The sequence below is a fragment of the Cupriavidus mimosae genome, from assembly GCF_023952485.1.
Taxonomy (GTDB): domain Bacteria; phylum Pseudomonadota; class Gammaproteobacteria; order Burkholderiales; family Burkholderiaceae; genus Cupriavidus; species Cupriavidus taiwanensis_C.
Genome location: NZ_JALHRY010000006.1, coordinates 42,703 through 56,782, shown reverse-complemented (window position 1 = coordinate 56,782; position 14,080 = coordinate 42,703). Strand labels below are relative to the sequence as shown.

Annotated in this window: 13 protein-coding genes; 12 read left to right on the top strand and 1 reads right to left on the bottom strand. The window is 68.4% G+C overall.

Features of this window, described 5'->3' with window-relative positions:
* Positions 1-138 precede the first annotated feature (138 nt).
* The 3 genes from aceF to lpdA are packed head-to-tail and all read left to right on the top strand — an operon-like array spanning position 139 to position 4,340.
* Positions 139-1,809 carry a dihydrolipoyllysine-residue acetyltransferase gene (gene aceF / locus MKD50_RS12870; RefSeq protein WP_252667286.1) on the top strand — a complete coding sequence of 557 codons (1,671 nt, stop codon included), beginning with the start codon at positions 139-141 and terminating at the stop codon, positions 1,807-1,809.
* Between the two features lie 59 nt (positions 1,810-1,868).
* Positions 1,869-2,528, top strand: coding sequence for an Ntn hydrolase family protein (locus MKD50_RS12865; RefSeq protein ID WP_115706649.1), 660 nt, complete (start codon positions 1,869-1,871; stop codon positions 2,526-2,528).
* Positions 2,529-2,561: 33 nt separating this feature from the next.
* Complete coding sequence (gene lpdA / locus MKD50_RS12860; RefSeq protein WP_115706650.1) at positions 2,562-4,340, top strand: dihydrolipoyl dehydrogenase; 1,779 nt, start codon at positions 2,562-2,564, stop codon at positions 4,338-4,340.
* Positions 4,341-4,473: 133 nt separating this feature from the next.
* Here lpdA and MKD50_RS12855 read toward each other — a convergent pair whose 3' ends face one another.
* The gene (locus MKD50_RS12855) at positions 4,474-4,740 is read right to left on the bottom strand and encodes a GNAT family N-acetyltransferase (RefSeq protein ID WP_256461660.1); all 267 of its coding nucleotides are present in this window, start codon (positions 4,738-4,740) and stop codon (positions 4,474-4,476) included.
* A 417-nt stretch (positions 4,741-5,157) separates the two neighbouring features.
* On the opposite strand from MKD50_RS12855, the gene MKD50_RS12850 reads away from it, so the two are divergent.
* From MKD50_RS12850 to mdcH, 9 genes are all read left to right on the top strand, one after another.
* Positions 5,158-6,558: an SLC13 family permease gene (locus MKD50_RS12850; RefSeq protein ID WP_252667285.1), complete on the top strand. Its 1,401-nt coding sequence runs from the start codon at positions 5,158-5,160 to the stop codon at positions 6,556-6,558.
* Between the two features lie 129 nt (positions 6,559-6,687).
* On the top strand, positions 6,688-7,605 hold the full coding sequence (locus MKD50_RS12845; RefSeq protein WP_252667284.1) for a LysR family transcriptional regulator: 918 nt from the start codon (positions 6,688-6,690) through the stop codon (positions 7,603-7,605).
* A gap of 134 nt (positions 7,606-7,739) precedes the next feature.
* Complete coding sequence (gene mdcA, locus MKD50_RS12840; RefSeq protein ID WP_252667283.1) at positions 7,740-9,398, top strand: malonate decarboxylase subunit alpha; 1,659 nt, start codon at positions 7,740-7,742, stop codon at positions 9,396-9,398.
* A complete protein-coding gene (locus MKD50_RS12835; RefSeq protein WP_252667282.1) occupies positions 9,398-10,357 on the top strand; it encodes a triphosphoribosyl-dephospho-CoA synthase in 960 nt (319 codons plus the stop codon). Before mdcA ends, MKD50_RS12835 begins: the two co-directional genes overlap by 1 nt.
* Positions 10,357-10,674, top strand: a complete 318-nt coding sequence (locus MKD50_RS12830) for a malonate decarboxylase subunit delta (RefSeq protein ID WP_252667281.1) — start codon at positions 10,357-10,359, stop codon at positions 10,672-10,674. The genes MKD50_RS12835 and MKD50_RS12830 overlap by 1 nt, the downstream gene beginning before the upstream one ends.
* Positions 10,671-11,522 (top strand): biotin-independent malonate decarboxylase subunit beta, encoded by an 852-nt coding sequence (locus tag MKD50_RS12825; protein WP_252667280.1) that lies wholly within the window; start codon positions 10,671-10,673, stop codon positions 11,520-11,522. Before MKD50_RS12830 ends, MKD50_RS12825 begins: the two co-directional genes overlap by 4 nt.
* Positions 11,519-12,355, top strand: a complete 837-nt coding sequence (gene mdcE / locus MKD50_RS12820) for a biotin-independent malonate decarboxylase subunit gamma (RefSeq protein WP_252667279.1) — start codon at positions 11,519-11,521, stop codon at positions 12,353-12,355. Before MKD50_RS12825 ends, mdcE begins: the two co-directional genes overlap by 4 nt.
* Complete coding sequence (locus MKD50_RS12815; protein WP_252667278.1) at positions 12,343-12,999, top strand: malonate decarboxylase holo-ACP synthase; 657 nt, start codon at positions 12,343-12,345, stop codon at positions 12,997-12,999. Before mdcE ends, MKD50_RS12815 begins: the two co-directional genes overlap by 13 nt.
* Positions 12,987-13,916 carry a malonate decarboxylase subunit epsilon gene (mdcH, locus tag MKD50_RS12810; RefSeq protein WP_252667277.1) on the top strand — a complete coding sequence of 310 codons (930 nt, stop codon included), beginning with the start codon at positions 12,987-12,989 and terminating at the stop codon, positions 13,914-13,916. The genes MKD50_RS12815 and mdcH overlap by 13 nt, the downstream gene beginning before the upstream one ends.
* Positions 13,917-14,080: the final 164 nt, after the last annotated feature.

Below are 14,080 nucleotides of genomic sequence, written 5' to 3'. Positions count from 1 at the left end.
CGGCAGCTGCCGTGCCGCGGGCGCCCCGGCACAGTCCCGATGGCGCCTTGCGGCATGGCGGCGTGACAGAAGCGGGCGGCGAAGGTAATCTCGCCGCTTGCGGATGTCGCGCGTGCCGGCCTGCTCAGGAGACACTGAATGAGTCAAGCAATTGAAATCAAGGTGCCGGATATCGGCGACTATGACGCCGTCCCCGTCATCGAAGTGCATGTGAAACCCGGCGACAGCATCAACGCGGAAGACGCGCTGGTGACGCTGGAATCGGACAAGGCCACCATGGACGTGCCCTCGCCTCAGGCCGGCGTGGTCAAGGACGTCCGCATCAAGGTGGGCGACAACGTGTCCGAAGGCTCGGTGCTGGTGATGCTGGAAGCGGCGAACGAGGCCTCCGCGGCACCGCCCGCCGCCGCCGCGCCCGCTCCGGCCCCCGCCGCCGCGGCACCTGCGCCCGCTCCCGCGCCGGCAGCTGCCCCCGCGGCTGCGCCTGCCGCCAGCGGTGGCGGCACCGTCGAGGTCAAGGTGCCCGATATCGGCGACTACGATGCCGTGCCGGTCATCGAGGTCCACGTCAAGCCGGGCGACACCATCAACGCCGAAGACGCGCTGGTGACGCTGGAATCCGACAAGGCCACCATGGACGTGCCCTCGCCGCAGGGCGGCGTGGTCAAGGAAATCAAGGTCAAGGTTGGCGACAATGTGTCCGAAGGCACGCTGCTGCTGATCCTGGAAGGCGCCGCCGGCGCTGCCGCGGCCCCGGCTCCGGCTGCCGCGGCGGCTCCGGCCCCGGCCGCAGCCAGCGCGCCCGCCCCGGCACCCGCGCCCGCGGCTGCCCCCGCGCCGGCAGCAGCGCCTGCCGCCGCGCCGGCAGTCGCTGGCGTAAGCGGCAAGGCCGCCCATGCCAGCCCCTCGGTGCGCAAGTTCGCGCGCGAGCTGGGCGTCGACGTGTCGCGCGTGGCCGGCACCGGCCCCAAGGGCCGCATCACCCAGCAGGACGTGCAGAGCTACGTCAAGGGCGTGATGACCGGCCAGGCCGCCGCGCCGGCCCAGGCCGCCGCGGCTGGTGGCGGCGGTGGCGAGCTTGGCCTGCTGCCGTGGCCGAAGGTCGATTTCACCCGCTTCGGCGAGGTCGAAAGCAAGGCCCTGTCGCGCATCAAGAAGATTTCCGGCGCCAACCTGCACCGCAACTGGGTCATGATCCCGCACGTCACCAACCATGACGAAGCGGACATCACCGAGCTGGAAGCCTTCCGCGTGCAGCTGAACAAGGAAAACGAAAAGTCCGGCATCAAGGTGACCATGCTGGCCTTCATGATCAAGGCCACGGTCGCGGCGCTGAAGAAGTTCCCGAACTTCAATGCCTCGCTCGATGGCGACAACCTGGTGCTGAAGAAATACTTCAACATCGGTTTTGCCGCTGACACCCCGAACGGCCTGGTCGTGCCGGTGATCAAGGACGCCGACAAGAAGGGCGTGCTGGAGATCAGCCAGGAAATGAGCGAGCTGGCCAAGCTGGCGCGCGACGGCAAGCTCAAGCCGGACCAGATGCAGGGCGGCTGCTTCTCGATCTCGTCGCTGGGCGGCCTCGGCGGTACCTACTTCACGCCGATCATCAATGCGCCGGAAGTGGCCATCATGGGCGTGTGCAAGTCGTTCCAGAAACCGGTGTGGGACGGCAAGCAGTTCGCGCCACGCCTGACGCTGCCGCTGTCGCTGTCGTGGGACCACCGTGTCATCGACGGCGCCGAGGCCGCGCGCTTCAACACGTACTTTGCGCAATTGCTGGCGGACTTCCGCCGTATCCTGCTCTAACTCGGCAGCGCGCACCGGCATTGCCGGTGTGCGCCCAAGCCTGACGATAGGAGCGAGCCATGACTACCTGTGTTGTCGTCAAGAAGGGCGCCGAAGTGGCGATCGCGGCGGACGCGCTGGTCACCTTCGGCGATACGCGGCTGTCGCGCGCGTATGAGCGCAACCAGAAGGTCTTTCCGGTCGGCGACGGCTTTATCGCGCTGGCCGGGACGACCGCGCACTTTCCGGTCATGCGCACGTTGCTGGCGGGCCTGGGCGAGGAATGCAGGCTGGGCTCGCGCGACGACGTGTTCCGCACCTTCCTGAAGGTGCACGAGAAGCTGAAGACGGACTACTTCGTCAACACCAAGGAAGACGATGACGATCCCTACGAGTCGTCGCAGATCGTATGCCTGATCGCCAATCCGGCGGGCATCTTCGGCGTCTACTCGTACCGCGAGGTGTTCTCGTTCGACCGTTTCTGGGGCATCGGCTCGGGCCGCAACTACGCGCTGGGCGCGATGCATGCGGTCTATGACCGCCCGGACCTCGGCGCGGGCGAGATCGCGCGCATCGGCGTCGATGCCGGCGTGGAGTTCGACAAGAGTTCGTCGGGACCGATCGAGATGCACACGGTGCGGCTGCACCAGGAAGACGCCGCGGCGGCACTCGCCGACGATGCCGCGGGCGGCGAGCCGGCGGCCGGCGACGCAGCAACCAACAACGACGGCGCGCCCTGAAGCCGAGAGGCGGGCGCGCATAGAGGAGCAAATATGAGTGTGATCGAAGTCAAGGTGCCGGATATCGGCGATTTCGACGCGGTTGAAGTGATCGAGGTGCTGGTCAAGGCCGGCGACACGGTCGAGGTGGAGCAGTCCCTGATCGTGCTGGAGTCCGACAAGGCCAGCATGGACGTGCCGTCGTCGGCCGCCGGCAAGGTGGTCGACGTCAAGGTCAAGGTCGGCGACAAGGTGGGCCAGGGCGCGGTGATCTGCACCATCGAGGCCCAGGCTGGAGCAGCCGCCACGCCTGCCCCGGCCCCGGCCCCGGCACCCGCGCAGGCCCCCGCGCCCGCCGCAGCGCCCGCCCCGGCGGCCGCCAGCCATGCCGGCGGTGCCGATATCCAGTGCGAGATGCTGGTGCTGGGTGCCGGCCCTGGCGGTTACTCGGCCGCCTTCCGCGCCGCCGACCTGGGCATGAACACCGTGCTGGTGGAACGCTACAGCACGCTCGGCGGCGTCTGCCTGAACGTGGGCTGCATCCCGTCCAAGGCGCTGCTGCACAACGCCGCGGTGATCGACGAGGCCAAGGCGCTGGCCGCCCACGGCATCCTCTTCGGCGAAGCCAAGATCGACCTGGACGGCCTGCGCCACTACAAGAACCAGGTGGTGGGCAAGCTGACCGGCGGCCTGGCCGGCATGGCCAAGGCGCGCAAGGTTCAGGTGGTGCGCGGCATCGGCAACTTCCTCGATCCGCACCACATGGAAGTCGAACTGACCGAGGGCGAGGGCAAGCGCAGCACCGGCAAGAAGACCGTGATCCGCTTCGAGAAGGCCATCATCGCCGCCGGCAGCCAGGCGGTGAAGCTGCCCTTCATCCCGGAAGACCCGCGCATCGTCGACTCGACCGGCGCGCTGGAACTGCCGGAAGTGCCCAACAAGATGCTGGTCATCGGCGGCGGCATCATCGGCCTGGAAATGGCCACGGTGTACAGCACGCTGGGCGCGGAGATCGATGTCGTCGAAATGCTGCCGGGCCTGATGAACGGCGCCGACCGCGACCTGGTCAAGGTCTGGGAAAAGAAGAACAAGGACCGCTTCGGCAAGGTGATGCTGAATACCAAGACGGTCGCGGTGGAAGCCAAGCCGGACGGCATCTACGTCAGCTTCGAGGGCGAAGCCGCACCGGCCGAGCCGCAGCGCTATGACCTGGTGCTGGTGTCGGTGGGACGCTCGCCCAACGGCAAGCGCATCAGCGCCGAGAAGGCCGGCGTGGCCGTGACCGAGCGCGGCTTTATCGACGTCGACAAGCAGATGCGCACCAACGTGCCGAATATCTTCGCGATCGGCGATATCGTCGGCCAGCCGATGCTGGCACACAAGGCCGTGCACGAAGCCCACGTGGCCGCCGAGGCCGCGCATGGCGAGAAGGCCTTCTTCGATGCCAAGCAGATCCCGTCGGTGGCCTTTACCGATCCGGAAGTGGCCTGGGCCGGCCTGACCGAAGACGAGTGCAAGGCGCAGGGCATCAAGTACAGCAAGGGCGTGTTCCCGTGGGCCGCTTCGGGCCGCGCCATCGCCAACGGCCGCGACGAGGGCTTTACCAAGCTGATCTTCGACGAGGAAACGCACCGCGTGATCGGCGGTGGCATCGTCGGCACGCACGCCGGCGACCTGATCAGCGAAGTGTGCCTGGCGATCGAGATGGGCGCCGACGCGGTGGATATCGGCAAGACCATCCATCCGCACCCGACGCTGGGCGAGTCGATCGGCATGGCGGCCGAGATCTACGAAGGCACGTGTACCGACGTGCCGCCGCCGCGCAAGCGTTGATCCCGGCCTGACACACACTGCTGGTCTGCCCCGTGCGGACCAGCAGTGTGTGCAACGAGCGGGTTACTCACAGGCATCAAGCCTGGCAGTGCCGATGATGCGACCAGCGTAATCACCGGGCCAATCAGTTTCTTCACAAAGGGACGCGATGACTAACGTCGCGGCTGCGTCCTGACATGCGGCGAAGCCAGGGGCCGACTTCCTCGAAGCCGTTGTCCCGATAGAACGCGAGCCTGCGCTTCCGTCTTGGCTGAGCCGGTGCGCCGACCTCCAGGCGCTTCCATCCTCGCTCGCGCCCTTCCTGCAGCGCCACCCCGATCAGGCGAGGTGCAATGCCCCGCGATCTCATGTCGGGGCGAAGGTACAGCGCCGTGATAAGGCCGAACTTTCTATAACCCACAGCTTCTGGTTGTAGGGGTTTGAAGTTTCTCTAGAAGCACTTCGATGGCTCGGCCGACATCGCGCCATTCAGTCTCCATGGCAAAGCAACCCGTCTTTGTGCTGGCCGTCCGGCGTTGCTCGCACGCCTGCTTTCCGCTTTCCGTAAGGATCGGTCCAAGCGCTTAATTGATGGCCCCGCCCCGGCGCCATATCGTTCAGCCAGACCAACAAGAGAATGCCGGACGCAGTTTCGGACCCGGTCGGCGCCGTTCCATGCGGCCTCACAGACAAGGAGACAACATCATGGCCCATCCCTTCGATACGTTGCCGTAGCGGCAGACCTGAATCTCCGGCAGCCGGCCCGCCGCGCTGCTGCGTTCCCCTGACTTACTTGCCGGTCGGTGTGCGCGGACGCGCAGGCCGCCACGGAGCCGCTATGTCGTCACACGTCATTTCCATCTCGGTGCTAGGGCTGATGTTCGTCATCGCTACGGTACTGCCTGTCAACATGGGCGCACTTGCCTTTGTCGGTGCCTTCCTGGTTGGCACCCTGGTCGCGGCCATGCCGGCCAAGGCCATCCTTGCCGGCTTTCCCGTCGACCTGTTCCTGACGCTGGTCGGCATCACGTACCTGTTCGCGGTGGCGCAGAACAACGGCACGATCGACTGGCTGGTGCGGCTCGCGGTGCGGGCCGTGGGCGGCCGGATCGCCGCCATTCCCTGGATCATGTTCCTGATCGCGGCGCTGCTGACGTCGGTCGGCGCGGTCAGTCCGGCGGCGGTGGCCATCATCGCGCCGATCGCGCTGGGCTTTGCCGCGCGCTATGGCATCAATCCGCTGCTGATGGGTCTGATGGTCATCCATGGCGCGCAGGGCGGCGGCTTTTCGCCGATCAGCATCTATGGCGGCATCACCAACAAGATCGTGCAGAAGGCAGGTCTCCCGCTGAACGAGATGGCGACGGCTTTCGCCAGCCTTGGCGTCAACCTCGCCGTGGCCGCCGGCCTCTTCGTTGCGCTGGGCGGACTGCGCCTGATGCGGCAAGCGGCACCGCCCGCGCTGCAACCGGTGGCCGGCGGCGTGCTGGCCATGGGGGCGCCGTTCGGCGCGCGCACCGTGCCGGCACAGGGCGCGCAGATCTACGGCGATGCGGAGGCCGAAGCCGGCCTCGAGGAGCAGAAGACGATGGCACGCGACCGCACTGCGCTGCTTGGCAGCGAAGGGGAAGCTGTGGCCGCGGCCCCGGCCGGCCTCTACCAGTACCTGACCGTAGCCGGCCTGGTCGCGCTGGCGGTGCTGACGCTCTACTTCAAGCTCGATATCGGCTTTGTCTCGCTGACCATCGCGCTGCTGCTCGCGCTGATCGCGCCAGAACTGCAGAAGCGTGCGCTGGGCCAGGTGTCGTGGCCCGAGATCATGCTGATCGTCGGCGTCAGCACCTTCGTCGGGGTGATGGACAAGATGGGCACCATCGACTTCGTCGGCCACAGCGTCGCCAGCCTGACGTCGCCGCTGATGGCCGCGCTGCTGCTGTGCGTGGTCGGCGCGGTGGTGTCGGCCTTCGCCTCGTCGACCGCCGTGCTGGGTTCGCTGATCCCGCTGGCCGTGCCGTTCCTGCAGCAGGGCTCTGACGTGAGCGCCATCGGCTTTATCGCCGCGATGGCGGTGTCCTCGACCATCGTCGACGTCAGCCCGTTCTCGACCAACGGCGCACTGGTGCTCGCCAACGCGCAGGGGGTGGACCGGCAGGCCTTCTTCCGCACGCTGCTGATCTATGGCGCACTGGTGACTGTGATTGCGCCGGTGATGCTGTGGCTTGTCTTCGTCGTGCTCTGATACCTGTTGCCGCTACCCAGACTTCCGACCATGAAGCTGCCCGGTTAGCCGCGGCCAGCTGCACCCAGCGGTGCGCACTGGCCGGCACGCGGCTAAGATAGGAGCCTGCCCTCAACCATTGCCCGACCCATGAGAATCCGCATCGGCGAAGAGATCACCTTCCGCAAGCTCGAAGCCCTGCTGGCGTTCATGGAATCGGGCAACCTGGCCAAGGCGGCCGAAATTCTCGATACCAGCACGGTCAGCGTGCACCGCGCGCTGCATTCGCTGGAACAGGGCACCAGCTGCGCGCTGTTCCGCCACGAGGGCCGCAACCTGATACCGACCGATGCCGCCCATGTGCTGGCGGATACGGCCCGGGAAGTGCTCAAGGCCATGGCCGACGGTATCCGCGCCACGCGCGAGGCCGCCGGCTTTTCGGCCGACCAGGTCAAGATCGGGTCGCTTTATTCGCTGACGGTCCAGACCGTGCCGAAGGTCGTGATCGGCCTGAAGCTGCGGCGCCCGGAACTGCAGACCGATCTGGTGCTGGGTTCGAACGCGGACCTGCTGCGGAAGCTCAAGCAGGGCTCGATCGACGCCGCCCTGATGGCTGTGCCCGAGCCCGATCCGGAGATCGAGTCGATCCCGCTGTTCGAGGACGATATCTTTTTCGCGGCGCCGGCCGGTTCGCCCTATGCCTCGATGCCCGCGGTGGACCTGCGCGCTTGCCGCGATGAGCCCTTCGTCAGCCTGAGCGAGGGTTTCGTCACCTACAGCGGCTTTGTCGAGGCGTTCCGCATTGCCGAATTCACGCCTAATGTGGTGATGAAGGTCGGCGATATCTTTTCGCTGATGAACCTGGTGGGCGGCGGCATCGGCTATACGCTGCTGCCGGGCCGGGTGAAAGGCGTGTATTCGCGCGATGTGGCGTTCGTGCCGCTGGCCGCCGAATACGACATCAAGCAAACCATCGCCCTGAACTTCCTGCGCCGCCGCGAGCGCGATCCCAACCTGCTGGCGCTGGCCGCGGCCTGCCGCATGGCGATGCGCGACGCCGACGAGTAAGGCACCCGGACGGCGCTGCGCCCACGCCCAGGCTCGCTTCCGGCCAGCGTAACGGTTCATTTCCCGGCGTCATTGTTTGGTGAAGTCCGCGTGTTTAAGGTGGACGCATCAGACAGACACCAGCCGGAGACGCAATGACCCACATCAGCACGGGCCGACAGTGGAATACCCGCAGGGAAGCCAAGGCGCGCCGCAAGCAGAACGCCGCAGCCATTGCCGACGGCAAGGTGGTGCCGACCAGCGACATCGTCGCGTTCCTGGAAGCCGTGCTGGCGTCCGGCGACCGCGTGGTGCTGGAGGGCAACAACCAGAAGCAGGCCGACTTCCTGTCGCGCTCGCTGGCGCAGGTCGATCCGGCGCGCGTGCATGCGCTCCACATGATCATCCCCAGCGTCAGCCGGGTCGAGCACCTCGACCTGTTCGAACGCGGCATTGCGCGCAAGCTGGATTTCTCGTACGCGGGCGCGCAGAGCATCCGCATCTCGCAGTTCCTGGAAGACGGACAGCTCGAAGTCGGCGCGATCCATACCTATATCGAGCTGTATTCGCGGCTGTACGTGGACCTGGTGCCCAATGTGGTGCTGATCGCCGGCTACAAGGCGGATCGCCAGGGCAACCTCTACACCGGTCCGAGCACTGAAGATACGCCGGCGCTGGTCGAGGCCGCAGCCTTCCGCGACGGCCTGGTGATCGCACAGGTCAACGAGATCGTCGACGATCCCGCGGACCTGCCGCGCGTCGACGTGCCGGGCTCCTGGATCGACTACGTGGTGCAGGCGGACAAGCCGTTCTTCTGCGAACCGCTGTTCACGCGCGACCCGCGGCTGATCAAGCCGGTGCACGTGCTGATGGCGATGATGGCGATCCGCGGCATCTACGAGCGCCACCAGGTGCAGTCGCTCAACCATGGCATCGGCTTCAACACCGCGGCGATCGAGCTGATCCTGCCGACCTACGGTGAGGCGCTCGGTCTGAAATGCAAGATCTGCAAGTACTGGACGCTCAACCCGCACCCGACCCTGATTCCGGCGATCGAGACCGGCTGGGTCGAGAGCGTGCACAGCTTCGGCAGCGAACTGGGCATGGAAGCCTACGTCGCCGCGCGGCCGGACGTCTTCTTTACCGGCGCGGACGGCTCGATGCGCTCGAACCGGGCCTTCTGCCAGCTTGCCGGCCAGTACGCGGTGGACCTGTTCATCGGCTCGACGCTGCAGATCGACGGCGACGGCCATTCGTCCACGGTGACGCGCGGGCGGCTGTCCGGCTTTGGCGGCGCGCCCAACATGGGCCACCAGCCGGGCGGGCGCCGGCACCCGACGCCGGCGTGGCTCGACCTGATCGAGACCGACGACCCGCTCGCGCGCGGCCGCAAGCTGGTGGTGCAAATGGTGGAGACCTTCCAGGCCGGCGGCAAGCCGACCTTCGTCGAGTCGATGGATGCGGTCGAGGTCGCGCGCGAAAGCGGCATGCCGCTGGCGCCGGTGATGATCTACGGCGACGACGTCACGCACGTGCTGACCGAAGAGGGCATCGCCTACCTCTACAAGGCGCAATCGCTGGAGGAGCGGCGCCGGATGATTGCCGCCGTGGCCGGCGTCACGCCCATCGGCCTGAAGCACGATCCCGCTACCACGCGCCGGATGCGCAGCGACGGCCTGATCGCGCTGCCGGAAGACCTGGGCGTGCAGCGCAGCCAGGCCACGCGCAGCCTGCTGGCGGCCAAGAGCATGGCCGACCTGGTCGACTGGTCCGGCGGGCTGTACGAGCCGCCGGCACGCTTCCGGAGCTGGTAATGGCAGTCGCCACCGCAAGGATCCTGCAGGCGCAGGCCCCGTACGCGCCCGCGCAGCGCCCGGCGGCCTCGGCCCACGCCGAGGCGCTGGCAGGACTCGCCGTCGGCGCCATCGCCGAAGAGGCGCAGCTCTCGCCCAAGCCCGGCCTGGTCGACAGCCGCGGCAGCGGGGCCCATGCCGACCTGACCTTGCCGCTGATGCTGCGCTCGGCGCATGCGCTGGGGCCTTCGTTCGCGGCCATGGCCGATGCCGGGCTGCAGGCGCCGCGTGTGGGCTATGGCCTGCGCGAACAGCTGGGCGCGCTCGGCCGCGAGGCCGAGGCCGTGATGCTGGCCGCCACCGGTGGCGTCAACACGCATCGCGGCGCGATCTGGTGCATCGGCCTGCTGGTCGGCGCCGCGGCGCACGCGAGTGCCGCAGGGCTGGCCGCCAGTGCCGGGACGATCAGCGCCACGGCCGGAGCCATTGCCTCGCTGGCGGACCGGCACCGGCCGGTGCTCACCGGCAACAAGGGCGAACTCGCCTGCCTGGCCTACGGTGTCGGCGGGGCGCGCGCGCAGGCGCGCGCGGGCTTCCCGCACGTGACGCGGCTGGCGCTGCCGGCGCTGCAGCGCAGCCGCGCGCGCGGCGATACCGAAGCGACGGCCCGCCTGAACGCGCTGCTCGCGCTGATGAGCGAACTGGACGATACCTGCGTGCTGGCCAGGTCGGGGCGGCCCGGGCTGGACTACATGCAGGCCGGTGCCAGGGCGGTGCTGTCGGCAGGCGGCGCGGGCACGGTGGCGGGCCGGCGCCACCTGCGCAGCCTCGATGCCGGCATGCTGGCCCGACGGGCCTCGCCGGGCGGCGCGGCGGACCTGCTGGCCGCGACGATCTTCCTCGACCGGCTGTCGCGGGACGGGGCTGCCGGCGTGACGGCTGCGAGATCGGCCGCGAATAACGACTTCAGGGGACTTTGATGGAACAACTGCGATTTGAATTCCCGGCGGGACAGCCTGCCACCGGGCGCGTACTGGTCGGCGTGGTGGGGTCAGGCGACCTCGAGGTAGTGGTCGAGCCGGGCCAGGGCGGCAAGACCACGGTGGAGGTCACTACCTCGGTCAATGGCTATGACCGCGTCTGGGATGCGCAGCTCTCGCGCGTCTTCGCCGCCGAGCCGCGCGCATCGATGCAGATCCGCATCCACGATTTCGGCGCGACGCCGGGCGTGGTCGGCATGCGCCTGGCGGAAGCCTTTGAAGCGCTGGGCGGCCCGCAACAAGGAGACGGCGCATGAATACCGCGGAACTGCTGGCGCGCAACAGCTTTATCGAACTCGGCGCACGCGAGCGCGCACGTGCGTTGCTAGATCCGGGCACTTTCCGCGAGCTGGCGGGGCCGTTCGACGGCCTGCAGTCGCCGTGGCTGCCGCCGCAAGGCGTGGTGCCGCAGAGCGATGACGGCGTGGTGGTGGCCAAGGGGCGCATCGATAGGATGCCGGCGGTGGTGCTGGCCATCGAGGGCGCTTTCCAGGGCGGCAGCATGGGCGAGGTCGGTGGCGCCAAGATCGCCGGGGCCCTGGAACTGGCGGCCGAAGACAACCGCCGCGGCGAACCGACGCGCGCGGTGCTGCTGCTGGAAACCGGCGGCGTGCGGCTGCAGGAAGCCAATCTTGGCCTGGCCGCGATTGCCGAGATCCATGCCGCGATCGTTGATCTGCGCCGCTACCAGCCGGTGGTCGGCGTGATCGCGGGACAGGTGGGCTGCTTTGGCGGCATGTCGATCGCGGCCGGCCTGTGCAGCGCGCTGGTGATGACGCAGGAGGGCCGGCTGGGGCTGAACGGCCCGGCCGTGATCGAGCAGGAAGCGGGCATCGCCGAGTACGACTCGCGTGACCGGCCTTTTATCTGGAGCTTCACCGGTGGCACGCAGCGCGTCGCCACCGGTTTCGCCGATGCGTATGTCGACGACGACTGCGAGGCAATGCGCGCGCAGGTTGCCGCGCTGCTGCGCGAGCCGGTCGCCGCCTGCCATCGCAGCGAGCAAGTCGCGCAATACCTGGCCGCGCTGCAGGGGTACGACGCCAGCGCCCAGCCTACGCCCGCGCAGGTGCAGGCACTGTTTCAACGGGGGACCGACGCATGAACGCACCACTTCATCCCGCTGCCGCGCGCGAAGCCAGCCGCGGCGAACGCTGGCTGCAGGCGCTGGCGCCGGCCGCGTCGCGCCAACCGGGCTATCCGGATTCCGTGCAGGTGGCCGACGGCGAACTGGCCGGCACCGCGGTGCGCTGGATTGCGCTGGTGCCCGATGCCGCCAGCCGCTTCCCGCGCGCGCGCAACGGCGAAGCCGGGCTGCTCGAGGGCTGGTCGCTGGCGCGCGCGGTGCGCGAGGCGATCGAGGCGGACCGCGCCGCGCCGGCCAAGCGCGCCATCGTGGCGATCGTCGATACGCCCAGCCAGGCCTACGGCCGGCGCGAGGAGGCACTGGGCATCCACCAGTCGCTGGCCGGCGCGGTGGCCGCATATGCCGAGGCGCGCCTGGCCGGGCATCCGGTGGTGGCGCTGATCGTCGGGCGCGCCATGTCGGGCGCCTTCCTCGCGCACGGCTACCAGGCCAACCGGATCATCGCGCTCAATGACCGGGGCGTGCTGGTGCATGCGATGGGCAAGGAAGCCGCTGCGCGCATCACCATGCGCACGGTCGAGGACCTGGAGGCGCTGGCGTCGACGGTGCCGCCGATGGCCTATGACATCGAGAACTTCGCCACGCTTGGCATCCTGTGGCGGCTGATCGAGGTCGAGTCGGCCAGCGCGCCGCTGGCAGCCGATGTGCACCTCGCGCGCGACACCATCCTGTCCGCGCTGGCCGACATCCGCCGCGACCCGTCGCAGGGCCTTGAAGGCCGCCTGGGCGGCACCAACCGTAAAGCATCGGCAGAGGTGCGCGCGTGCCTGGCGCGGCAATGGCAAGCCTGAACCTCGCCGCGCCCGCGCCGCACGACCTGATCTGGCTGGACGACCCGGCCAGTGCGCTGGAGTGTGCCGCGCTGCCGGCGTGGGTCTCGCTGCCGGCGCTGCATGACACGCCGGTGGTCGTGCGGCGCGACGGCCGCCGGCCGGGGGAGATCCCGGTCGGCCTGCGCGGCAGCACGCGCGCAGAGCGCTTCGGCACGTGGATTGCGCCGTCGGCGATCCGCAGGCTCGTCACGCCGATGGACCTGGCCGCCGGGTGTGCCTGGCGCCTGCGCCCGGCGCTGGCGGCATTGCCAGCAATCCGTGCGCTCGAGGCCATCGCCGGCCGGCTCGATGCCGCCGGCATCCGCTGGGGCGTCACCGGCAGCGCCGCCTTCTCGCTCGCATGCTTGGCCAACGTGCTGCATGCCGACAGCGACCTCGACCTGGTCGTGCAGGCAGACCAGCCGCTGCCGGCCAGTCAGTTCCAGCTGCTTGGCGAACTGCAGCGCAACGCGCCAGTCCGCGTCGACATCCAGATCGCGACACCGTACGGCGGCTTTTCGCTGCTGGAACGCCTGCGCAGCGGGGGCAGGGTGCTGCTGAAGACCGATCACGGTCCGTGCCTGTGCGACAACCCGTGGCAACCATCGCCATGCAAGTCCTGATCACGTTCCCCGGGCAGGGAACGCAGCGGCCCGGCATGCTGAGGGACCTGCCAGGCGATCCGGCCGTGGTGTCCGTGCTGGCCGAAGCGGAGGAAGTCCTGCAGGTGCCGGTGGCGGAGATGGATACGCCCGAGCGCCTGCAATCCACGGTCTGGACCCAGCTGTGCCTGCTGACGTCAGGCGTGGCGATGGCACGGTGCCTGGCCGCGCACGACGCCCGTGCCGACGCCGTGGCCGGCCTTTCCATCGGCGCGTATGCCGCCGCGGTGACTGCCGGCGTGCTCTCCTTTGCCGATGCCTTGCGCCTGGTGCGCCTGCGCGGGGAACTGATGGCGCAGGCCTATCCCGGCGGCTACGGCATGACCGCCATCCTGGGACTCGACTGCACCCGGCTCGCGCCGCTGGTGGCGCAGGTGTGCTCGCCGCAACGGCCGGTATACCTTGCCAACTTCAACGCACCGACGCAGACCGTGATCGCCGGCAGCGAGGCGGCAATGACCGAGGTATCGGCACTGGCGCTCGCCGCCGGCGCGCAGGCCGCGAAGCCGGTCGCGATCCATGTGCCATCGCATTGCCCGCTGCTCAATGGCGCGGCGCAGGCGCTGCAGCGGGCCATGCAGGGCGTGGTGCTGACCAGGCCCGCGGCGCGCTATTTCAGCGCCAGCAAGGCGCGCGAGTTGCGCGACCCGGGACAGATTGCCGACGACCTGGCGCTGAACATGGCCACACCAGTGCGCTGGCATGAAACCATGCTGCTCGCCCATGCCAATGGCGCGCGCCTGGTGGTCGAAGCGCCGCCGGGCGACGTGCTGACGCGCCTGGCCCAGCCGGTCTTTACCGATGGGGTGACCCTGGCATGCGACCGGGCACGGCTGGATTCGATCGTGGCGATAGTGAAACGGCACGCCGCGAACTGACGTAGAACACGGCAATTGCGCAATCCGCTCCTCGAATCCGCGCTGCACCCTTATTTTGCAATTAACCGCCACGAGTCGCCGACATCAGCCTTTCACGGCAGGCAGCGGCAGGGCAACTGCTGGCTTATGGGCCAAAAAAAAACCCGACCTGTAGAGGTCGGGTT